The sequence below is a fragment of the Dictyobacter halimunensis genome, from assembly GCF_036245075.1.
Genome location: NZ_BSRI01000002.1, coordinates 3,163,825 through 3,185,347, shown reverse-complemented (window position 1 = coordinate 3,185,347; position 21,523 = coordinate 3,163,825). Strand labels below are relative to the sequence as shown.

Annotated in this window: 22 protein-coding genes; 13 read left to right on the top strand and 9 right to left on the bottom strand. The window is 53.2% G+C overall.

Annotated features, from left to right (window positions below; all coding sequences use genetic code 11):
• Positions 1–27: 27 nt before the first annotated feature.
• Genes AABA21_RS27255 through AABA21_RS27245 form a run of 3 tightly spaced genes read right to left on the bottom strand, consistent with a single transcriptional unit; the run spans position 28 to position 1,744 of the window.
• The gene (locus AABA21_RS27255; protein ID WP_338255076.1) at positions 28–228 is read right to left on the bottom strand and encodes a response regulator; all 201 of its coding nucleotides are present in this window, start codon (positions 226–228) and stop codon (positions 28–30) included.
• 17 nt (positions 229–245) lie between these two features.
• Positions 246–821: an RAD55 family ATPase gene (locus tag AABA21_RS27250; RefSeq protein ID WP_338255074.1), complete on the bottom strand. Its 576-nt coding sequence runs from the start codon at positions 819–821 to the stop codon at positions 246–248.
• Positions 800–1,744, bottom strand: a complete 945-nt coding sequence (locus tag AABA21_RS27245) for an RAD55 family ATPase (protein WP_338258480.1) — start codon at positions 1,742–1,744, stop codon at positions 800–802. Before AABA21_RS27245 ends, AABA21_RS27250 begins: the two co-directional genes overlap by 22 nt.
• Positions 1,745–2,112: 368 nt before the next feature.
• On the opposite strand from AABA21_RS27245, the gene AABA21_RS27240 reads away from it, so the two are divergent.
• The 5 genes from AABA21_RS27240 (at position 2,113) to AABA21_RS27220 (ending at position 6,501) form a co-directional block, all read left to right on the top strand.
• Positions 2,113–3,387: an efflux RND transporter periplasmic adaptor subunit gene (locus AABA21_RS27240; protein ID WP_338255072.1), complete on the top strand. Its 1,275-nt coding sequence runs from the start codon at positions 2,113–2,115 to the stop codon at positions 3,385–3,387.
• On the top strand, positions 3,384–4,160 hold the full coding sequence (locus tag AABA21_RS27235) for an ABC transporter ATP-binding protein (protein WP_338255071.1): 777 nt from the start codon (positions 3,384–3,386) through the stop codon (positions 4,158–4,160). The genes AABA21_RS27240 and AABA21_RS27235 overlap by 4 nt, the downstream gene beginning before the upstream one ends.
• A gap of 2 nt (positions 4,161–4,162) precedes the next feature.
• On the top strand, positions 4,163–5,479 hold the full coding sequence (locus AABA21_RS27230; protein WP_338255070.1) for an ABC transporter permease: 1,317 nt from the start codon (positions 4,163–4,165) through the stop codon (positions 5,477–5,479).
• Positions 5,480–5,806: 327 nt separating this feature from the next.
• On the top strand, positions 5,807–6,106 hold the full coding sequence (locus AABA21_RS27225) for a GlsB/YeaQ/YmgE family stress response membrane protein (RefSeq protein WP_338255069.1): 300 nt from the start codon (positions 5,807–5,809) through the stop codon (positions 6,104–6,106).
• Positions 6,107–6,210: 104 nt separating this feature from the next.
• Positions 6,211–6,501 (top strand): Dabb family protein, encoded by a 291-nt coding sequence (locus tag AABA21_RS27220; RefSeq protein WP_338255068.1) that lies wholly within the window; start codon positions 6,211–6,213, stop codon positions 6,499–6,501.
• Positions 6,502–6,731: 230 nt separating this feature from the next.
• Here the strand turns inward: AABA21_RS27220 and AABA21_RS27215 are convergent, their stop codons facing one another.
• Positions 6,732–7,544, bottom strand: coding sequence for an anti-sigma factor (locus tag AABA21_RS27215; protein WP_338255066.1), 813 nt, complete (start codon positions 7,542–7,544; stop codon positions 6,732–6,734).
• A 158-nt stretch (positions 7,545–7,702) separates the two neighbouring features.
• The gene (locus tag AABA21_RS27210; RefSeq protein ID WP_126596537.1) at positions 7,703–8,401 is read right to left on the bottom strand and encodes a sigma-70 RNA polymerase sigma factor region 4 domain-containing protein; all 699 of its coding nucleotides are present in this window, start codon (positions 8,399–8,401) and stop codon (positions 7,703–7,705) included.
• A gap of 387 nt (positions 8,402–8,788) precedes the next feature.
• Between AABA21_RS27210 and AABA21_RS27205 the strand changes: the two genes are divergently transcribed.
• The gene (locus AABA21_RS27205; protein WP_338255062.1) at positions 8,789–9,508 is read left to right on the top strand and encodes a universal stress protein; all 720 of its coding nucleotides are present in this window, start codon (positions 8,789–8,791) and stop codon (positions 9,506–9,508) included.
• Between the two features lie 228 nt (positions 9,509–9,736).
• Here the strand turns inward: AABA21_RS27205 and AABA21_RS27200 are convergent, their stop codons facing one another.
• A complete protein-coding gene (locus tag AABA21_RS27200) occupies positions 9,737–11,860 on the bottom strand; it encodes a thioredoxin domain-containing protein (RefSeq protein WP_338255061.1) in 2,124 nt (707 codons plus the stop codon).
• 210 nt (positions 11,861–12,070) lie between these two features.
• On the opposite strand from AABA21_RS27200, the gene AABA21_RS27195 reads away from it, so the two are divergent.
• Positions 12,071–12,802 carry a TetR/AcrR family transcriptional regulator gene (locus AABA21_RS27195; RefSeq protein WP_338255059.1) on the top strand — a complete coding sequence of 244 codons (732 nt, stop codon included), beginning with the start codon at positions 12,071–12,073 and terminating at the stop codon, positions 12,800–12,802.
• Between the two features lie 116 nt (positions 12,803–12,918).
• Positions 12,919–13,581 (top strand): DNA-3-methyladenine glycosylase family protein, encoded by a 663-nt coding sequence (locus AABA21_RS27190; protein WP_338255057.1) that lies wholly within the window; start codon positions 12,919–12,921, stop codon positions 13,579–13,581.
• A gap of 42 nt (positions 13,582–13,623) precedes the next feature.
• Here the strand turns inward: AABA21_RS27190 and AABA21_RS27185 are convergent, their stop codons facing one another.
• Genes AABA21_RS27185 through AABA21_RS27175 form a run of 3 tightly spaced genes read right to left on the bottom strand, consistent with a single transcriptional unit; the run spans position 13,624 to position 16,219 of the window.
• Positions 13,624–14,550, bottom strand: a complete 927-nt coding sequence (locus AABA21_RS27185; RefSeq protein WP_338255056.1) for a serine/threonine-protein kinase — start codon at positions 14,548–14,550, stop codon at positions 13,624–13,626.
• Positions 14,551–14,578: 28 nt separating this feature from the next.
• On the bottom strand, positions 14,579–15,415 hold the full coding sequence (locus AABA21_RS27180) for a protein phosphatase 2C domain-containing protein (RefSeq protein ID WP_338255055.1): 837 nt from the start codon (positions 15,413–15,415) through the stop codon (positions 14,579–14,581).
• A gap of 36 nt (positions 15,416–15,451) precedes the next feature.
• Positions 15,452–16,219, bottom strand: a complete 768-nt coding sequence (locus AABA21_RS27175) for a vWA domain-containing protein (RefSeq protein WP_338255053.1) — start codon at positions 16,217–16,219, stop codon at positions 15,452–15,454.
• Between the two features lie 331 nt (positions 16,220–16,550).
• Here AABA21_RS27175 and AABA21_RS27170 point away from each other — a divergent pair, with 331 nt between their 5' ends.
• From AABA21_RS27170 to AABA21_RS27150, 5 genes are all read left to right on the top strand, one after another.
• On the top strand, positions 16,551–18,101 hold the full coding sequence (locus AABA21_RS27170) for a TIR domain-containing protein (RefSeq protein WP_338255052.1): 1,551 nt from the start codon (positions 16,551–16,553) through the stop codon (positions 18,099–18,101).
• Between the two features lie 162 nt (positions 18,102–18,263).
• The gene (locus AABA21_RS27165; protein WP_338255050.1) at positions 18,264–18,602 is read left to right on the top strand and encodes a hypothetical protein; all 339 of its coding nucleotides are present in this window, start codon (positions 18,264–18,266) and stop codon (positions 18,600–18,602) included.
• A 15-nt stretch (positions 18,603–18,617) separates the two neighbouring features.
• On the top strand, positions 18,618–20,327 hold the full coding sequence (locus tag AABA21_RS27160) for a hypothetical protein (RefSeq protein WP_338255048.1): 1,710 nt from the start codon (positions 18,618–18,620) through the stop codon (positions 20,325–20,327).
• 400 nt (positions 20,328–20,727) lie between these two features.
• Positions 20,728–21,018, top strand: coding sequence for a WXG100 family type VII secretion target (locus tag AABA21_RS27155; protein ID WP_160145851.1), 291 nt, complete (start codon positions 20,728–20,730; stop codon positions 21,016–21,018).
• A gap of 95 nt (positions 21,019–21,113) precedes the next feature.
• The gene (locus AABA21_RS27150; RefSeq protein WP_338255044.1) at positions 21,114–21,479 is read left to right on the top strand and encodes an EsaB/YukD family protein; all 366 of its coding nucleotides are present in this window, start codon (positions 21,114–21,116) and stop codon (positions 21,477–21,479) included.
• Positions 21,480–21,523 lie beyond the last annotated feature (44 nt).

The window sequence follows — 21,523 nt, the reverse complement described above, 5'->3', positions numbered from 1 at the left end:
CCCCTTTTCCTCCCAAAATGGGCATCATCATGTCCGTAAGCACAAGCTCTGGCCAGTGCTTACGTGCGAGGGCCAGTGCTTACGTGCGAGGGCCAGCGCCTGTTGTCCATTCCAGGCAACCAATGGCTGATACCCAAGGCCCTCGACCACGAGCGCCAGGACCTCGGTAATCGGGATGTCATCGTCAACAATCAAGACGATGGGTGGCTCGTATATTCCCTCATGCAAGTGTACACCCTTCTTTCTTACTGTTGCTCTTGCCCTGACTGGGAGCTCCTCTGTATCGGGGACTCTTTTCGGTGGATCGTAGCTTGCTGCTCTGCTAATGTATGCAGCATATCCTGGTCACCCTCATTGGGGGTCAGCACACGCACCCCCTCAGGTGGCACAATCAGAAAATCGCGCGGCGTATCATCATGATCGGAAAAGCGCATCTTCGGAACGGAGAGGACACGATGCATCCGACCTCCATAGATGAGGTGCTGCACCAGAATCACATTTTCTGCAAGAACCGAGAGTTCATCCACCGAGAAATCTAGTTGCGTGGTGATGATTTGCATTGACTCTTTAATAGCCAACAGCGTCACGCCCCGTTCACGTAAGAGGCTCAGCAATGCAGCAAGATAATCAGGAACGCGTTCGGCTCCACTGCTCCTGCGGATGGCTCGCTCCAATTCTGCGATGCTATCAATGACCAGGCGCTGTGCACCTGTTTGCTCCAGGGCAGCTAATAACTCTGTGGCAACCTGATCGGGGCCCAATTCAACCGGGTCCCAGTGGTGGACCGTCACTCCCCCATTCACAGACAAAGCGTGCTGCAACTGCTGCTCCCACGCGAAGTCCTCCGACTTTGGATCAACTGATCCGCTGTCTCCCGAAAGCCCAGAAACATGCCCGGTTCTCCTTCTGCCACGCCAGCGAGGAGAAATTGGAGGGCGAGGAGGGTCTTGCCCGTCCCGGGGTTCCCTGTCAGGACCGTCCCTGTATAGCGGGTCAAACCACCACCCAGCAAGGTGTCAAGTTCGGGCAATCCAAAGGTCGCTCTTTTCGCCGGAGAAGCCGAGGGCGTTTTCTTGTCCCAACCCACTGTGAACGGGCGCCTGAGGCGGGTCTCCAACCGAGGAAACACATGGATCCCACTCTCGTTGATCGTTAAACCGTGCAGACCTGCTAATAACGCTTTCCCTCGTAATTTAAGCACCTCAAGACTACGATGGGTGTGCACACCAAGCAATGTATTATAGAGTCCAATGAGCACATCCGCGGTCGTCATCTCAGGAAAGAGTGTAGCATCACGTGGATCTGCTTCCGCCGTGACGAGGGTGATAGTGCCAAAAAGGCTTAATTGTGTGCCGAGATCGTAGAGGAGGTGGCGAGCAGCAACAAAATCAGTTTCGTGGTCGCGTAACCCTTGAAAGCCATCAAGCACCACGACGCTCGCTTGCAAGCGGCGCACTTCAGCCACAATCGCCTGTCCCATAATGGGACCTTCCTGTGGAATAAATTGCTGTATGCTGAACACGTGTACGGTGTGGCCGACAAGGTCTTCTGCAAAGAAGCTATAGGGACGCAGGTGGGCTAAAAACTTTGCCGTTGGTTCAGACAGCGCGGTCAAAAAAAGGACCTTCTCTCCACGCTGAGCCGCAGCGAACGCGATCTGGCAGGCAAGCGTAGTTTTTCCACTGCCAGGAGGTCCAAGAATAACCGCTAACGCTCCCTTGGGAAGTCCACCACCTAACACCATGTCCAAATGCGGGACACCTGTCGGATCCAATGATGGTGAAAAAAATTGTGAGCTCGATACCTTATCGGAGGGAAACAAATTCGACATGCTCTTCTCTCAAAACAATAAATATTGTCACTATAGTATGACACAAAGGGTCTCGTCTGGCAATAATCTCCCCACGTTTTCGTGCTCCTCCGCCATCTTCGATGCTGCTAGCGAGCCTTTCATCTTGAGAGTTTTTTTACATTTTGTTCAATTTCGCCTCTTTTTTCTTTACAAATGTAATGATTTTTCTTGAATTCTGCATGCTAAACTAGCTACAGAAAATCCTCATATCCTCATGTATAAAATTTCTATGCTTTGATCAGAGTAGGTAGGAATAAACAATGGCTGAAAATGTAGAGACACAGTCGCATCCTCTTTTCGATGAACAACCTGAAGAAGAGGAGACCTTCGCATTTGAAGAGTTTCAACAGCAGCAGCAGAAACGTAAACGGCCCAGGACGTTGCTGACGATCTTGATTATTTTGCTGGTCATCATCCTGGCGGCGGGAGGCTGGCTGTACTGGCGCAGTACCCGGCGGGCCAACATCAGCTATACGCAGGCATATGTGACCACGGGCAACATCATCCAGCAGATCTCCGCCACCGGTCCAGTGCAGGCGAAAGCAACGTATAATTTGAATTTCACGACCAGCGGGCAGGTCAATCAGATCAACGTGAAGGTGGGAGACCAGGTAAAAGCCGGTCAGACACTGGCTACCATCACCCCGACCAATTCACAGCAGAACAACTCATCTCAGACCACGCTGACCGCGCCGGCCAACGCGACGGTCGCGGCCATCAATGGTTATGTTGGTACCTCCGTTGGTAGCGGCAACAGCAATGGTTCCGGTTCCGGTAGTTCCAGCGGCTCCAGCGCGTTCATTGTGCTGACGGATACCAGTTCGCTCCAGATAGTGGCCCAGGTCAACGAGTCGGATATCGGCAACGTCAAAGTGGGTCAGTCAGCGCAGTTTACCGTTGCCGCCTATCCCAATAACACCTTCCAGGCAACGGTCGCCTCCATCAGTACCATCGGACAGTCAAGCTCAGGCGTCGTAACCTATCCAGTTACGCTGAACGTTACCATGAGCTCGCTGAACAGCGTTCATCTGCTGCCATTGATGACCGCGACCACCAACATCACCATCCAGCAGCAGAGCAATGTGCTGCGGGTCCCATCCGCGGCGCTCACCTTTTCGACCACGGCTCTGCAGAATGGTTATATCAGTCGGGCGGCCTTACGCAACAATCCAGGCAACGGTGGTGCTGGACTACAAGGAAATGGGAATGGTGCCTCGAATCAACAGGGCAGCAACGGCACCGCGGGCAAGCGGGGCATGGTACTTGAGCTGCAAAACGGCGTGCTAACCCCCGTCATAGTCACCACCGGCTTAAGCGACGGGCAATATACCCAGATTATCTCGGGCCTGAATGAAGGTGACCAGGTGGTTACCAATGCTACCGGAAGCGGCACAACCCAAAGTACAACGACCGGACAGCAGCGCAACGGCGGCTTCGGCGGCGGTGGTGGTGGCTTCGGCGGTGGTGGCGGCGGTGGCTTCCGCAATGGTGGTGGTAATGGTGGCGGTGGCAATGGCGGAGGTCGCGGTCAATGATAGAGGCTGAATCACAGGAACAGCAGAAGAAAGTCGCTACGCGCATCCAGATCAACTCTCTGTACAAGTACTATGCCATGGGACAAAACGTAGTTCCGGCTCTGCGCGGAGTCAACTTGGAGATCAAGCATGGTGAATTTGTCGCCATCATGGGTCCATCCGGCTCTGGCAAATCCACCTTTATGAATATCCTGGGCTGCCTGGACCGGCCAACAAAGGGTGAATACAGGCTGGATGGCGTATCGGTGGGGCAGATGAGCAACACGGAGCTCGCGGACGTACGCAATCAGAAGATTGGCTTTATCTTCCAGAGCTTCAACCTGCTGCGCTGGATGTCGGCCCAGGCCAACGTAGAGCTCCCGCTGGTATACGCGGGCATCTCCAAAGGAGAGCGAGAGGCACGCGCCCGGCGCGCCCTCTCGCTGGTCGGGCTCACCTCGCGGGCCAGCCATCGTCCTATGGAGCTATCAGGTGGTCAGCAGCAGCGTGTGGCAATCGCCCGATCTCTGGTGACCTCGCCCTCGCTGATCCTGGCCGATGAACCAACGGGCAACCTGGACTCGCATACCAGTCTGGAGATCATGCGCATCATGCAGGAATTGAATGCGCGCGGTATGACCATCGTACTGGTCACCCATGAGCAGGAAATCTCTGACTACTGTCAGCGCAAAGTAACGTTCCGTGATGGACGTGTGGTCGATGACATGGTCAATGCGCGACCACTGAATGCCAGGGAACAATTTTCCACGCAGACATCGACAGAGCAGGTGTAACCATGAGCATATCAAAACAACAGAGCCAGACGGAAAGCCCACCCAGGTCACCAGCCAGAGCGCCGCTCATGCCTCCCATCCAGCAGTCGCAGCGGCAGCGCGGAAGAAGCAGCTACGCACTGGTGCAAAGCATTGGTAGCGCGTTGGAGGCCCTGCGTGCCAATAAGCTGCGCTCACTGCTGACATCGCTGGGCATCATTATCGGCGTGGCCGCCGTCATCATGATGGTCGCGACCAGCGAGGGCAACGCCGCCACCATCAACGGACGTCTCTCGACCCTCAATCCTAACCAGTTGAATATCCGTGGAGGTTCGGCTGCCACCAGTGGTGTGCGCCAGGGAGCGGGTACCCAGCAGGTGCTGACACAGAGCGATGCCGATCAACTGGCCAGCCAGGTAGCCGGGCTGGCCGCCGTTAGCCCTGTCGTCAACGCCAATGGACAGGTCATCTACCAGAATCAGAACTGGTCTACCAGCGTGCAGGGCGTCTATCCCAATTACCAGCAGCTTGGGAGCTGGCAGATGCAGGAGGGCAACTTCTTTACCAGCGCGGATGAGCAGAGCAACGCCTCCGTAGCCGTATTGGGGCAGACGGTGGTGGATAATCTGTTTACCCCTCAGGGTATCGATCCATTGGGCCGGCAGGTGCGCATCGGCTCCTCGACCTTCACCGTAGTGGGCGTTCTGGCCACCAAGGGCGCTAACGGCGCCACCAATGCCGACGACGTCATCTACGTCCCATTCAGTACGGCCCTCAATCGTCTTGGCGGCAGCCAGCGTCCAATTTCGATTACCGCGCTGGTCAGTCAGGGTCAAAACGTCACGGACGTGCAGAACAACGTACAGCTGTTTTTGCAGGGACGGCACGATGCCAGCGAATTCACAATCCAGAATCAGGGACAGTTGCTGCAAACTGTACAGACGGCCGCGCAAGCCCTGACCATCCTGCTGATCAGTGTGGCCGCGATCTCGCTGCTGGTCGGCGGCATCGGCATCATGAATATCATGCTGGTCTCGGTGACCGAGCGCACGCGTGAGATCGGTATTCGTATCGCCCTGGGAGCGTATCCCAGCGATGTTATGGCCCAGTTCCTCATTGAGGCCCTGATACTCAGCGCCCTGGGAGGTATCGTGGGCATCTTGCTCGGCGTACTGGGGGCCGTCGTCGCCTCACAGCTGGTCGGGCAACCACTGGTTATCGATCCCCTGGCCATCGTGCTCTCCTTTGTCTTCGCGGCGGTGGTGGGTATCGTCTTCGGCTTCTATCCCGCGCAGCGGGCCGCCCGGATGGATCCCATTGACGCTTTGCGAACCGAATAAAGCCGGGACGAGCAAGCTGGGGCAAGCCCAAAGCTGGGGCAAGCCCAAAGCTGGGGCAAGCCCAAAGCTGGGGCAAGCCCAGCACCTACGGGCATTTACCGGGTTAACGGGTGTGGGGTTGTGGGGCCATGCATGGCCCCACAACCCCACACCCGTTTTCTGTAACTCCTGGTCTCTTTCTACGTATACTCTACAGTATCGAGGATACGCATCCACCTCTGGTCGCGGCGACCTGGATGTTTTTAGAGCACAACAATCATCATTACGCACCCATAGATACGTTTCTGTGCGACCGGCTATGAAGAGAGGCCGAAGGAGAACAACAGCATGAACATTGCACTTCATCCTATACATGTCACCGAGATATTGCAGCCCGGCAACTTGATTGCCTGGATACTGGTTGGATTGATTGCCGGCGCGCTGGCCGGAACGATCGTGCGTGGCCGTGGCTACGGGTGCATCGGCAACATCATCGTAGGCCTGGTTGGCTCCGTCATTGGCAGCATCCTGGCGAGCGCGCTGGACCTGGGCACGTTCCATTTCTGTGGCAGCATCTTCATTTCCTTCATCGGGGCCGCCATCTTTGTCGCCATCCTGCAATTCTTTTCTGGAGGCGGTCGCCGATGACGAACCGCGAAGGCAGATAACCAGTTGTCCATCAGCCGCCTCCATCAAACGTAATAAGAGAGGGCTCATGCAGCCCGGATATTATGGAGATGGAGGAATAAGCGATGATCACCCATGTCGTCCTGGTTCAACCAAAAGCAGAAACATCAAATGAGCAGCTACAAACGATGTTTGAGCAGATAAAAGCGCTCAAGCAACTCATTCCTGGCATTCAAGACGTGCAGGTTGGGAAGAACCTGGGCCAACATACTCAGGGCTATAGCTATGGCATGGTCATGCACCTGGAAAGCATGGAGCATTTGAAGGGGTACCTGGAGCATCCCGCCCACCTGACGGTGGCCCGGGAGTTGATGCAATCCTGCCAAAACCTGGTCGAATTCGACCTGTCCCAATAAACACCTTCAGCACCTGCGGTGCTGAAAATAAGAACCAGTGTGGAATGTGAAAAGGGCGCGATCGCGCCCTTTTCACATTCCACACTGGCTCTTAGAAATTATAAGCCTGCGCATCTAGAATGTTTTATTCATTGATGCAAAAAGCGCCCGAGGCGCTTTTTGCATCAATGAATAAAACAAGGCGGCTGAGTAAGCGGCCGCCTGAAAATGCGGGCGAAGCCAGCTTTTTATTATGATGGAAAGCTGGCTTCGATATGCAGTTTTTCGATGACCAGGGCGGTCTCGGGCAGATAGACAATCATAAGATATTCCCCACACGGCACCGCCCCAAATAGCATGCTTCCCCGGTCATCGACCCGGGTAGAAAATAGTGGTTGGTCGGGATACGTCGATAGCTGCTCGGTATAAACGGCGTGTTCGCCCATGCTCTCTTCTATACCCACGGGCGGCACTGCTTTGTATAATTCAACCCTGGTACCGGAGAAGAGGGAACCATTCTCTCCACTGTTCCTGGCTGATAGCAAACCGGTAAGCATGATCTTATTATGGGAGCCCGGCTGCGCCTGCAGTGAAAGGGTCACGGTATCAGTTTGATGGAAATGGGGCCAGACGCGCACATGGGTTACCGGCTTCTTCAACGTTACAGGGAAACGCCAACCGGCTGGCTTGATGGTATTTTCCGGCCGCGCTGGCAAAGAGGAGAGAGAATCAGCTAATGGCAGGGGAGTATGTAAAAAGCGGTATGTTTCAGCCACGTTATCCGCACATAGAGGACAAACTTTAAGATGTGTGCTGATCTTATCTTGCTCATGCGCGGATAACATTCCGATACAGTAGTAACTTAAAACCGTCATACTGGGACACTGGCAGCGGTAGAGATGGGTTAGCAAAACGTCGTTCGCGGTTATATACCTGTTCAGGCGCTGCTGGCAAACAGAGCAATCCGCCAGGTGTTCCATCGCAGGCGGTGACAAAACCTCCCCATCAAGCACATAGCGTAGCAAATCCTCGTCTTTCGGTGCAACCAGGCACAGACAATCCATTATTCCCGGTCCTTCATATAAAGTTTTTAATGATATGAGATTTTATGCAGCAATTTAAGCTTTCGCTGTATAAAACGCTGCAGAGCACATTTTTTGCGCGATCATTTTAAAACTTGCTCAACACATGCCCAGGAAACGCCGTGGATAGGAGCCTGCGCTCAGGCAGGCATATTCCCATCCAGTTTCCAACGAATCTTGTCCGCGTTGCGCAGAATGCGCTCCATAATGTTGCGCTTAAGACGATAAATCTCTTCCTCACATTGGAACTCGCCGGGACAGTAACGGATGATTTCGCGTGGTTTAAGGTTACAGTGGAAATGTAAATAGGCAACGCGCTGCTCGCGTTCTCCTGGTAAAATGCTTTTAATCGTTTCCCAGAGCTCATTCTCGTGATAGCGATCCTCGACCTGTGGCTCATCGGGATGTCCATAGTCGGGCATACGCTCTACGTTGGCGCGCGCGAAGGCGCGAAGCGTATCCATGATCGCGCAGTGCAGGCAGAGCCGTAAGTAGCTAAGCGCGCTGGCAACCGTCGAAAAGCTCAGAGATTGATCGCTAACCGCCTGCCAGAAGCGCCGGAAAGCATCATCGATATAGGTCTGTTCCGCTTCATAGCGCAGTGCCAGTTCGCGATGAGAATGACCACCCAGCCATAAGCGCACATTGTCACTGAATTGCCGCTGCAATACAATCCATGCATCGTTATCCCGCAGTTGAACCGCGCGTCGAAAAATCTCCAGGCAATAACTATCGTCGCAGGGTTCCTTCCGGCGATATCTACTCATCTCACGTATACAGCATTCTGTCAGGGCCGTCAGAGTCATCTCGCCAAGTGGCTTTTCTATCTCAATGTTCATTGCTTTAATCTAATCCCCTTCAGTTTTAGCTGAAACACGATACGACATTTCTTTTTCCGCTATCTTAGTAGACGCAATTTTTTGTACTTTATCAAATCCCCTACCCGACGTATCTGCTATATATGAAATCCTGTTTTTATATATGTAGTCGCTTTAAATCTTTTCTACAAGTAAAATCTATGCTTTGTGTCAGAAACGGTACCCACCAATCATTATAAATAGCGTGAATGGTGCAGATGGTATGTCATTTGTCCCATTTCTTGCCCCTTTTTTTCAAAGAAGGTATAATGAATACATACATAAGAGTACAGTTAAAGCGCCATTCCCACAATGTAGTACTCAACAGTAAAAAAGTGAACCGTCACACAAAAAGGCGGCGGCTTTCCTATGAATAAGCGTATTTTGCTCGGGATCGATACCAACTTTTCCACTACTACGCAGTCGGCCATCCGCGCAGTAGGAGATCTATTTGAGCCGGGTACCGCCTTTGATATTTTTCTTCTCCATGCGATCCAGAGTACCCACATCATTACTGAATATCCAGGCCATTTCACGGAACAGTATGCCTTTATTCCACCGACCAATGAGCAGAAAAAGCATGCTGAAGAGGTGCTCAAGAAGGCTCGCGCCACCCTGGATCAGTTGGGATTTGATCTGAAGCACATCGAGATGATGACCAGCATCGGCTCTCCGGCCGAAGAAATTGTGCGCGTGGCGCGTGAGCGGCACGTTAACTTGATTGTGGTGGGAAGCCGGGGTGATAGCTGGCGTGATCGCCTGCGCCGCATGCTGCTGGGCAGTACTTCGCGGCGCGTGCTGCAGCTGGCCAGTTGCCCCGTCATGGTGGTGCTACCAACACCTCCACTCAAAGCGCAGGAACTCATCCCCTGGTATGAGCAGACCATCAAGAATTATCTCAATGAACAGAGCAGCGTCCTGACCGTTCTGACGGCGAAAGAGGTTGTCACCCTGTTTCCACCACCCCAGAAGAAAACCGCCGGCGGCCAGGAGATTCAGGCGGCTGAAAAAGCCCTGGAACAGCTGGCAAGCAAAGGGCTGCTCTGCCGCCGCGAGATCCAGGGCGAGGTGCACTATATTAATGACTAGTTATCATGCTGCTGAAGTTTGATTAGAGTGTGTCTGACTCTCGTCACCCTGGGGGCACGTGAGTGCCCCGCACGCGCGTCCGCTACGCGGCCGCACTGGTTTTGTGTGTTGGTGCAACAGGGGCGCGAAAGCGCCCCTGTTGCACCAACACACCATGGATTTGTGAGCACCAGAGGTGCGAAAGCTCAGGCGTGCTGCAGGCGATAATCATGAGCATCAGACACTCTCTTATAACAATGCCGCCAGTTCCTGGGACGTTGTGACGGGCGCCTGGCAGGCAAAGTTCTGGCAGACATAGGCCGCGGCATGCTGCTCTTTCAGGGGCCGATCGGCCAGGAGCGGGATAGCCGCGCTGGCCTGCTGGTCCTCTGGTGCGGCGCAGGCCAGCACACTCTGCGGCAGATAGCGTGCATTAATGCAATCCAGCAACGCCTGCGTATCGGCGGACTGGTTTTCCCCGATCACGGCCAGTTCTTTCACCGGCGAGAGGGCGAAATCTAACGCGCACAATACCTGCCCAAAGGCCTGGGGATGCTGCACCATAATATCCGCCAGCGTCCCCAGGTAGCGATCGGCGCGTTGCCGGTAGCTGTCCTCACCCGTAAAGGCCGCAAGGTGCAGCAGCACATCTGTCGCCACGCTATTACCGGCCGGGGTGGCATTATCCATGATATCCCTGGGGCGGCTAATCAGGGCCTCGTGATCCGTACCGGTATCGAAGAAGCCACCCTGCTCGTCGGCGAACAGCTGGATAGCCTGGTCCATCAGGGTGCGGGCCTCGCTAAACCAGCGCGACTCGAAGCTGGCCTCGTACAGGGCCAGCAGACCATCGGACAGGAAGGCATAGTCTTCAAGGTAGCCCTGCAACCTGGCCCGGCCATCCTTGAAGGTCCGCAACAACCTGCCATCCTGGCGCAGGGTATCCAACAGGAAAGAGGCGTTTTTCCGGGCCACCTGGAGATAGTCGGGCCGTTTCAGGTGGCGGGCCGCCTCAGCGAAGCTGCGCAGCATCAGGCCGTTCCAGGAGGTGAGCACCTTTTCATCGCGCGCCGGCTTGACGCGCTGCTCACGCAGGCCGAACAGCGTATCACGGCTACGTCCCAGAGAGGAACGCAGGGTCGCGACATCGATCCCAGCCTGCTGCGCCGCCGTCTGCTCCTCCTGCACGCGATTGAGGATGTTTTTGCCCTCAAAGTTGCCGTGGCGGGAAACTCCGTAGTAGGCCATAAACAGGGCCGCGTCCTCAGGTGGCAGGGCACGCTCAATCTCTTCCTGAGACCAGAGGAAGAACTTTCCCTCCTCACCCTCGCTATCGGCGTCCTGCGTCGAATAGAAACCGCCCTCAGGTGAGGTCATCTCGCGCCCCACATAGTCCAGCGTCTCCTCCACCACGCGTCGATAGAGCTCATTGCCGGTCACCAGGTAGGCATGCAGGTATAGCTGACTGAGCAAAGCATTGTCATATAACATCTTCTCAAAATGCGGCACCAGCCACTTCGCATCCACAGAATAGCGATGGAAGCCGCCTCCCAGCTGATCATAGATGCCACCGGCCGCCATGTGCTGCAACGATGACTCAACCACCTCTAACGCCTCCGGAGGATTGGAAGATTGCGCGGCCCCCACCTGTCCAGACTGGCGATGCAGATGCATGCGCAACAGAAATTCAAGCGCCATCGTATTGGGGAACTTGGGGGCACTTCCAAAGCCGCCGTAGCGAACATCAAAATCCTCAATCAGCTGCCGCTCGGCGCGTAACAGATTATCCAGCACAGGAGCGCCGGTACCCGCTTCTCTCTGCATCAACGCGCTTCCCCGGCGATTGAGATGCTCCGCCACCTGCGTCGCCTGCTCCTCAAGCTCCGCCCGTTGATGCGCGAACGCATCGGCGATACTCATCAGGACACGCGGAAAACCGGGCATCACCTGCTGTCCGTAGCGTCGATCCTGGGGAGGGAAATAGGTTCCTCCATAGAAGGGACGACCATCGGGCATCAGGAACATGGTCATGGGCCAACCGCCCTGACCCGTCATGGCCTGAACCGCCTGCATATAGATGGCATCAATGTCAGGGCGCTCCTCACGATCAACCTTCACCGAAACAAAATGCATATTCATCAGGGCCGCGATCTGCTCATTCTCAAAGGACTCGCGCTCCATCACATGGCACCAGTGGCAGGCCGAATATCCCACGCTCAACAGGATCGGTTTATCCTCCTGCCGCGCCTTCTTCAGGGCATCTTCGCCCCAGGGATACCAGTCAACCGGGTTGTGGGCATGCTGCAACAAATATGGACTCGTCTCGTTGATGAGGCGGTTGGTATGCTTGTAGGAACTTTGACTCTCACTCATAAAACTACTCCTGTGGAATCAGACACAATTGCACCATGGTCATTGTACGACACAAATGTGGAAATACGAAATGCAATATAACAGCCGCCTTCCAGCTCTTGATTTTTTATCAATCCATGAGTATACTCTTGTTTTGAACCATATGACCAGATATTATTATATAGTCATATGGTTTAAAGCAGCTTTAACCGTATAGTGAGGAGGAGACGAGTGGCAGAGAACCCCGGAGCCGAGCAGGCTGAACAGAATAAACAGCAGGAAAGGGCCAATCGCATTCTGGATGCGGCATCAGAGCTCTTGCAGCGGTGGGGATATAAGAAAACGACCATCGATGATATCGCCCGGCAGGCGGGGGTGGCCAAGGGTACCATCTATCTGCACTGGAAAACCAAGGAGGAGCTCTTTATCGCCTTGATCATGCGCGAAAACATCGTTGAAGGTCGTAAGGCGCAGGAAGCGATGCAGAACGATCCCGAGGGCGTAACCCTCTACAGCATGATCAAACATTCCATGCTATGGGCTCTGTACAACCCACTGATGAAAGCCATCATGCTCCGCGATACAGATATGCTGGGGGATCTTATCTATTCTCAGCTCAGCAAGACGGACCTTGAACAACAGATCGCGGGCTTCAACACCTATCTAACCTATATGCGGCAGCAAGGATTGGTTCGCACGGATATTCCGCTCAAAACCCAGGTACATATGATCGAAGCGATCACGCTGGGCTACCTGACCAGCGATCAATTCTTGCCCGATGAATATCAGATCTCGCGGGAAGAGCGGGCCGCAATGGCGGCGGAGACTGTGCGCAGCACTTTCGAGCTACGCAGCCCCAATGAACAGGAAAAGCAAGAGCTCAACAGTTACTTTAATCAATTTATGGGCTCAGCCGAAACACTGTTGCAGAAGGAGATGGGGTATGACGGCGGAGACGCATAGCGTCAGGGGCTGGAAGCACGAAACGCATCCCCTCGGGGTGGACAAATGTTCTTATCACGCCTATACTATCAGGCACAGGTTAACGTACAGCACAGGAAGAAAGATTTGAGAGAGCTATGCAAACCTCATCATATACAGATAGTATCGCGGCAGCCACAGCGTATTTAAGCGGCATCGACCCGATTATGAAGGATGTGATCGAACGTGTAGGACCCTGCACCCTGCAACCTGATCCGGATATCTTCAACGCCCTGGTTGACGCGATCGTTTCACAGCAGATCTCGGTGAAGGCGGCCGACGCGATTATGGCGCGCGTGTGCGCGGCAATGCCGGATGGGAAAGTTACACCCGAGAATCTGTTGTCCTTTGATTTCGAACGGCTACGGACCCTGGGACTCTCCACCCCGAAGGCGCGCTATATCCTGAACCTTGTTGAGCATGTGACCAGCGGCCAGCTACAGCTAGAGAAACTGTTTGAACTTGAAGATGAGGAGATTATCAACCAGTTGACGGCGGTCAAGGGGATTGGACGCTGGACGGCGGAGATGTGCCTGATATTCGTGCTGATGAGGCCAGATGTGCTGCCGGTTGACGATCTTGGCTTCCTGGAGGGCATTCGCTTCGCCTACCAGCTGGTCGAACGTCCCACCAAAAAAGAGGCGCTGGAACGCGGTGAGCTCTGGCGTCCCTATCGCACCTTCGCCACCTGGTATATGTGGGGCATCCGCCGCATCGCCGTGAAGAACGAACGCCCACGCACACGCATCGTTTCCCTCTAACGAGTACGCCCTGGCAACGCACCAACAGGGCGGCCTCTCCGCCTAGCCGTCCCAGCGCAGCCGCAGTATACACATGACCCAGGAGCGAAAATCGGGACAGCGAGCCAGATTGGGCGAATACCAGGCCTGTTCAAAGAGCTCATACAGCCCCGGATACATACCGCGCAGGATCTGGCGCACCGCTCGTAAGCGCTGTGTCATCTCATCACGCGCCCCCTGGTGCTTGAATTGAAAAAGAGACTCGCCCTCCGTCAGGGCGCGGATGAGCGGATTCCACCACGTCAGCATCTCCACAAGCAATATCGCGCCGGCAAAACGATCCCCGAATAGATGGCTCTGGCCCTGTCCATCGAGGCGTGGATGCTGATAACCTGCCCATCCTTTGCTCGGCTGAGCCACCGGCGGCGTCCCTTGAATGTAGAGGCCCTCAAGATCTATCAATTCAACGTGCTTATGATTGACAATAACGACATTATCACCGGCGATATCGGTGTGGGCGAGGCCATTTGTCTCCAGGCTCCACAAAACATAGGCCATCGTCAGAGCCAATTCTTTTGCCCGCTCAAGGGTATATTGTGAGCACAGCTCCCCATCATCCATAAAGCCCGCCCACGTACGCCCCGATATCCAGGGCATCAGAATGGCATATTCCAGCTCCGGGTGCGCCGCGATCAGTTCCGGAAATAATCTCTTTACCAGGCAGATGCGTTTGGCGGCCTGCAACCCGGGAAGGTTGCCAAATGCACTCTGCCTGACTACCATTTGTTCAACAGATGGATCAACGGCACCGGGATTGGGGACCTTTAAAGCCCAGAGCGTTTTATCCCCTTCATTCTGGAGCTGATACGTGGTTGTATTGATACGTACAATTTTATTGACTTCATCATGAAGGATGGGATGCGGTAAGAATCGATAGGTATCCCTTTTAATTACAAGTCTTGCTCGCACATCCGGGGAAAATATACTCATAGTCTTCTATTTTCTTTATCTAGCGGTGCTAAAAGGTATTCCAACTCAACTTAAGCAATGTCATGTCATCATTTCTGGGCTGCTGCAACAGGGATCGCATGCGCACGCTTAGCTCTTCGTCGTCTAGATAGATCAATTCAGGGCCAAGCGCATCGAGCCCATCGGTATGTACAACGAGTGGATCCGGTCGATGCAGGGTGCTGGTACAGACGGTGATCTTCCCCTGGCTGCCCCGTCTGGTGGACCAGCGGTTGGTATCTTCGCCGTGATCACCCAGTTCTTTATACTGATTCCGTCCACTAAAGGAATAGCCGGTCACATTTCCCATCCAGCAAAAGAGCGCTGGCATATATTGTGGCATAGCCGTTGCCGGGGCATAGTCGATGCGACCACAGAGAAATACGGTTCCGCTGCCATAGAGATCGCGCTGTTCATGAATGATCTCGCGCTCCCATGCGGAAAGTCCAGCGGGCAAGCTCAATTGAGACAGCGTCTGGTGGGCGCTATCAGCCCACAAAGAGAAGCTCGACCGCAGCGAGGGGAGCACAATCGAGGGATCTTGCGGGATCTGCGGCAAGATCTGCAACCATTTCACCAGGCGGCGGGCCAGGTAGCGCGCGGCGAAGTGTCCCTGGTAGGAGCTCCCAACACCATCGCAGACGCAAAAACAGAGCGAAGCTGTGCGCCGCGAGATCACGAGCCTGACAAAGTCCTGATTGAGTGAACCTTCCAATTGAGATTCAAGGCAACGGGTTGACAGGCAGCGAATCGATAGCATAGGCTCAAATGCCGTGTGTATGAAAGTATCGGCGCGGAGCGCGGTTTCGATCACGGAAAAATCATGGTTATGATTGGCATACAGCACAGTAGAGAATTCTCCTCTCCCGAAAATGCAGCGGCATTATAGCTGAGTCGCGGAAGAAGCGGCGATCGCCAGGCGCATCAACTCAGTTTGTGTGCCGGGGAAAAAGAGGGCCGCGCCTTTTTGAAGCTGGTAACCAGCGGACCTGTTCATATTCTGGCGATATGTTTCAGGCAAAGGCGATGATAGAGAGAATAGGAGCCTGGCATAGTTATCGGCGATATCTTTTGCCCTCAGTACCCCACCCCATTGTTGCCAGTCCGCCACCGGCTTGCGCAGGAGCTTTGTCGTCATCAGCACATTTTCTACCAGTACCGGTCCATCCTCGACGCTCATCTTCTGGATGCGTTGCACAATAGGCGCCGGGTCCTGTGTGGTGCGCAACGCATCCGTGAGATGGCAGATGAGTGGAGCCGGACTTCCCTGGTAGGTTTGCAGGTGCTGCTGCAGGAGCTCTTCTACCGCGCTAAAGCCCGCGGCCGTATCCGTATCCTCGCCACCCGCGACCAGCTCAGGAGGGCCACCGACACGCATCAACTCCGGCAGGGTACGAATGCCCTGCAGAATATCCAGCACCGTTGTACTATAAGCAAAAATAGCGACATGATAGCGTGGCTGTACTTTATTATCGCGCATCGAACGCAACACCATCGCCTTAATACCTTCACGCAATGTCATATTGACCAGATCGATCTTGCTCATCGTTGCACGGGGTCCACAGGGATCATTCATAGATGCGCTCGCATCTATGAGATAGACCACCAGAGCAGGTGTAAGTCTTGTGGCTGGTCGTAGATACTGTTCCATAAAATACCGACGCACTCCTCTTAATCAATCTGTTGAAGGTAGACAATACTAGTCAAAAAATGCTATAGCATTTTTTGACTAGTATTGTAACAGTGATACTACAAACGTACAAGAGACGATTACCACATCGGACTGTATTAACGTCTCAGGCCCAAATATACCAGTTACGACAGGAATGTTCGCGATTATGTAGACAAATTCGCAGTTTATAGTCATAATTGATTGGATATTAAAAAGGAGCAATCACACCCATAATTTTTTACAGCTGCATATATTGCTATATTTTTCGTTTGCATTATTAACTGTAAGTATCCTATCTCAAGGAGAACATATGGCATCAACTCGTATCTTCGTTAGCTATGCGACAACAAAATCATCTCGCTATGAGCGCGATATTGCAGCTCAGTTTATCCTGGATCTACAAACGGCCCGAGCCGAAGTCATAACCGCCAGTGAGAGCATCTTTGATGATAATTTTATGCAGTTTCTCTATACGGAACTACCCAGGTGCCAATACGTCATCCTGGTACAGAATGCCGAAGCGATTCAATCGCCGCGCGTGCAATCCACCATCAATCTCGCGCTGACCCTGGTTTCGCAGGGACGCATCAAAGAGGTGTTGCGCCTCGTTGTGGCACCGCTGGCAGCGGATAAAGAACCTCCAACGGTAGCAAAGCTGCGAACATTCGACGCCACACAGGATTACTTGAGGGCGAGGGACAGACTGTTACTCTACCTCGATCTACTGACACTCGAGAAAGATCCAGATGAGACCTTCATCGCTTCACGCGATATGGGTAACAGGACAGTGAATGAAGGGGCCCCGGTAGCTACGATGGGCAATTCCTCCCCCAATAACGCGGCACCAGTGGTTACCAGGTATAACACTCCACCAGTTGGATCGTATATTCCAGGCGGCGGAAATGACAGAAAAGAGCAGTTCTATGCCAATCAAAATGAGCCGCCAGCACCGCCTCCCGTCGCGCAGGCGCCCCAGTCTGATCCACCTAAAGAGCGCAATGGAAAATTTCTGTCCGGCAAAAACAGGCAATCGCAGATCGATCGTCCCGTGCCGCTGCGTGATAAGTATCAGATAGCGCCCATCTGGGTGATTATTTTCTCGGCGATACAGGTCCTTACCTTGCTTTTTGCGATCGGCGTACTCATATGGGGAAGGGCACCAGCTACAAATACAGGTCTGGTGGTAAAGGCAACACCAACGGCCGCCCCATCTTCATTTACCAACCAGCTTAACACCCTGATTCAGGCGGCCGCCCAGTCGCAACAAAATCCTTATGGAAAATCCAATAAGCTCGTCGTTAACGACGCCCTGGACAATAACACCACCACATCCAGTGATAATGGTTGGGAAAGCCTCAATAACGAGAAGGCTCTGAGCTGTCAGTTCTCCAATCAGTCATACATGCTCACCACGCATGGTCCTGGAAGTTGCCTGGCGAGCAAGACAAACTATAAGGATCTGACCTACCAGCTACAAATGACGATCAAGCAAGGGCAGGCTGGCGGGCTTATCGTTCGCGCCAATATCTCCCCACAGGCATACTTCAAATTCATCATTACGGTGAATGGGAACTATATTATTGAGCGCAACGACAATAATAATCTGGATTACCAGATACAGGGAGGCTTTAGTCCCGCCATCAAACAGGGTCTCAACCAGACCAATCTGATCGCCATCAGTGCCACTGGTCAGACACTGGACTTTTACGTGAACCTGCAGCATGTCGCCACGATCCAGGACACGCATAATCAGGCGCCTGGTAGCGTCGGCGTGACCGCCAGCGGACCCAACGAAGACTTTACAACGCAGGTTCTCTTTAAATATGCCAAAGTATGGAGCTCTGAACAACAAAACAGCTAACATAGATCACAGGGGCAGATCCTTTTCACATGGCTGATGTCCTGTATCAAAACCAGTATTATGTAAAAGATTGTTAGTATTTTTGTGAACTTATTAACTTTTTTTACAAGATACGCCTGCTAAAATAGGTATGTATTTAAATAGTTGTAAGGAGATAAGTAATTGGGACACGAAACCGATTTTCAGATTGATACGGTCTCAGTGCAGGACCTGGGCACGAGTGTTCTGAACGGCGCGCAATCCATACAGAACTCTCCCGATCCGCTCGCCCTTGATACCTTCAAGAGTGAACTGAACAAGATCATTCCTGACATGCCGCAGATTCTCCATGGGAAACTTACCCAATTCAGTACCAATTTCTATAAAGCCTACACAGACGTCCTGACACAGCGCAGTGATATCGGCCGTATCCTGCTCAATACCGCGACCGCCTCCGAGAAGCAAGAGGTCAGCACGGTGAATGTCTTTACCGATATCGCTCCTACCACGCTGATTCCATAATAGAAGGAGCATCGTATGACGAAATTTGAGGACATCATTCAGCCGCTCCTCAGTGGCCTGGAAGAGATGGGCACGAAAAGTAGTACGGCTGCCAATCACTATACCACAACCACTACTCAGTTTCAGACCTATGTGAACAATAATGTCGATGGCGTGACGGGCTCCATTCCCTTCATGGGAAAAGGGGCTCAGGGCTGTAAAGACGCGGTGAGCCGCAATGTCTCGCGTTCACAACATGTGCTCACCAAGCTGCAAGATTTTCAGCTGGCCTGCACTCAGACCCACAAATCTCTGGAAGAGCTGTGCCCGCCCTATGATCAGGACTCGCGCTACTATCTGGCGACCAGCGATCTATACGGCCTGATGAGCGGCAATGCAGATCCCTATTCAACCTCTGTCAGCCAGTTTTTTAACGAAGGCCAGGGCAACTCGCCGTACAGCAATACTGATCCTGACAGCATCAGCGAAACCGTGATCTGGCGTATTCGCGAGGATACGCTCCCCAGCCTGTTCGGACAGTTAGACCAGTTGCTCACACCTGGCAAAGGGCAACAGTTGGTCGAGGATAACATTAACTACGCGGTCAGCTGTATTCAGGGTGACTTCTTGAGCTATAAAAATCAGCAGCATAGCTATCTGGAAGGCGCGCTCAACGACAAAAGAATACAGAAAGATGCCTGGAAGGTCTATGACAGCGAGGTTGATTCAACCTATCAGATAGCGCTACACTACCTGGGCATCATTGCCAACAAGATGAAGCTGGGCTATGGCGAATGGTTGATGGAGTTTCAGACCCTCGTCGGGCAATTCCAGATGGATGTCGATGCGGCCTCAGCCATCAGCTCACCGAGCATTGGAGATCTGATTACCGACGTAACGGCGCCTGGCATGACCGGCAAGGTCTACCTCTGGCAGACGCCCAACGGCCTGATGGTCGTCGTCAAATCCGGGACCAATCCGGCTGACGTTGAAAAGGCGATCAACCAGTATATCGCGGCGCATGGCCTGTCAAAGGATACCGCCGTCACGCTGATTGGCTACAAAGATGGAGGTATCACTCAGCAAATGGTGCTGGATGGTGAGAACAATGGCGGTGAGAACTTTAAGGTGAACAACCTGGTCCTGGTCGGCGAAAAGCCCCTGGAGACGCTACCTGAAAACCTCAATGTCCTCTCCTACACTAAGGTAGACAAAGAGGCACCCGAGCACGAGATGATGATCCTTGGACTCAAACCCGACCAGATTCTGATTCCCGTCTCGGCGGTAGCACTCGCCTTCCTGACAGATGGTATAGGGGATGTAGCGGAAGCCGGAGTTTTAGGAGCCGCCAAAGAAGCCGGGCAGGAAGCGCTCACCACAGGCACAGGAGATATCTTGAAAGAGATGGCCCTGGCCGAGGTCTGGAATCATACCCTGGGCGCGAGCCCAACCAAAGGCACACCTGAGCAGATGGGACCATCCATGCCCTACAATGTTTACTATGATCCAGGCGATGGAAGCGGAGTCCATATGCTCACTCCTATACAGCTCTCCCAGCTCGCTAATGGCAAGGTTTCACCAAAGGCGAAGTTCTATATCGGCCAGTCATCGGCCGTTCCAGAGGAGAGTGGAGCGAACCTGGACGACTTCACCCACAGTTCCTATCTCAACTCGCAACTCGTGCCCGATCCCAATCCCAAAGGTTATACCCATGGTGGTGTAGCCCCGGTTAATACAGGCGACTAAATAGAAACTCGCCTGCTTTTAGCAACGCGCGCAAAAGCTTATCGCGCGGGCCTCTCCGCAGGAGGCAAAGTACTATTATAGTACTACATTTGCTAGAGGCAATTAGTACAAAAATAGAGTAAATTGTTTTTAAAGAATTATATTGATATAATTCCATCTGGAATTCCTATGATACTCGCCATTGCGCGCCTTAAAAAGACGTTGAAGAGCAGCGCGAAGAGTCATACATAGGCTTTCCAAAGGCTCACCAACGTTTGCAGGGAAGCGGATTTTTCAGCCTTCAATGTTTCGGCATGAGGCTCACGTGAACAGGTCCCACTTCCCCCTTTTAATGAAGCCGGTTGAAATAGCAGGTATAGCCTGCGAACCTCAACCCTATTTCACAAAAGAGGTGTTTTCAATGCCAGATATTCAGGCGAATACAGCAGGTATACAAAGTGGTGCATCTAAATTTTCCCAGCAGTCGGTAGAGCTGGGCGACCTCATTACAGCTGTGAATGGCACGATTGAGGAGCTCCAGGGGCTCTGGAAAGGTCCCGCGGCCGCTCAGTTTGTCGATCTGATGAACGAGTGGCACAAAGATGTCAATGACATCAAACAGGTACTTGAGACCATTTCACGCAAGGTCAACAGTGCTGGTCTGGGTTATGACGACCTGGATGGACAGATCCAGCGTTCCTTCAGGTTCTAAACCTCACCATTCGTTTTAGCTGCTTATAACGTGGGAGCCTGGCTTTTCAGGCTCCTACGATTGTATTTTTATCAATAGATCAGTTTATAAAAGCGATGCAAACATTACTTGTGACCATTATTGGAGATGAGCGCAGATTCGACATGCAGGTGCCGGCAGAGGTACCTGTAGGCAAGTTTATTCCCATGTTGCTCGAAGTCTGTGACTTCAAACGCGCATCCCTCCCACAACGAGGCAGGCCACAGTGGACGCTCTCTGTAGCCAACTCAGGCACGGTATTGCCAGCGCTGGCTTCATTGCTCGATGCCGGGGTGGTCGATGGCGCCGTTCTGTTTCTGCAAGATGCGTCTTCGCCTGTACGCCCGCGACAGACAGCGGCACCGCAACAAACATTTCGGCCTGTGAATATCGATCCGGGGGATAACCCTGGAAATATCGGGGTGAAATGGAATATTTCATAGCAACTACACTGGCATCGACCTGATTACAATGATGATGACTAGTG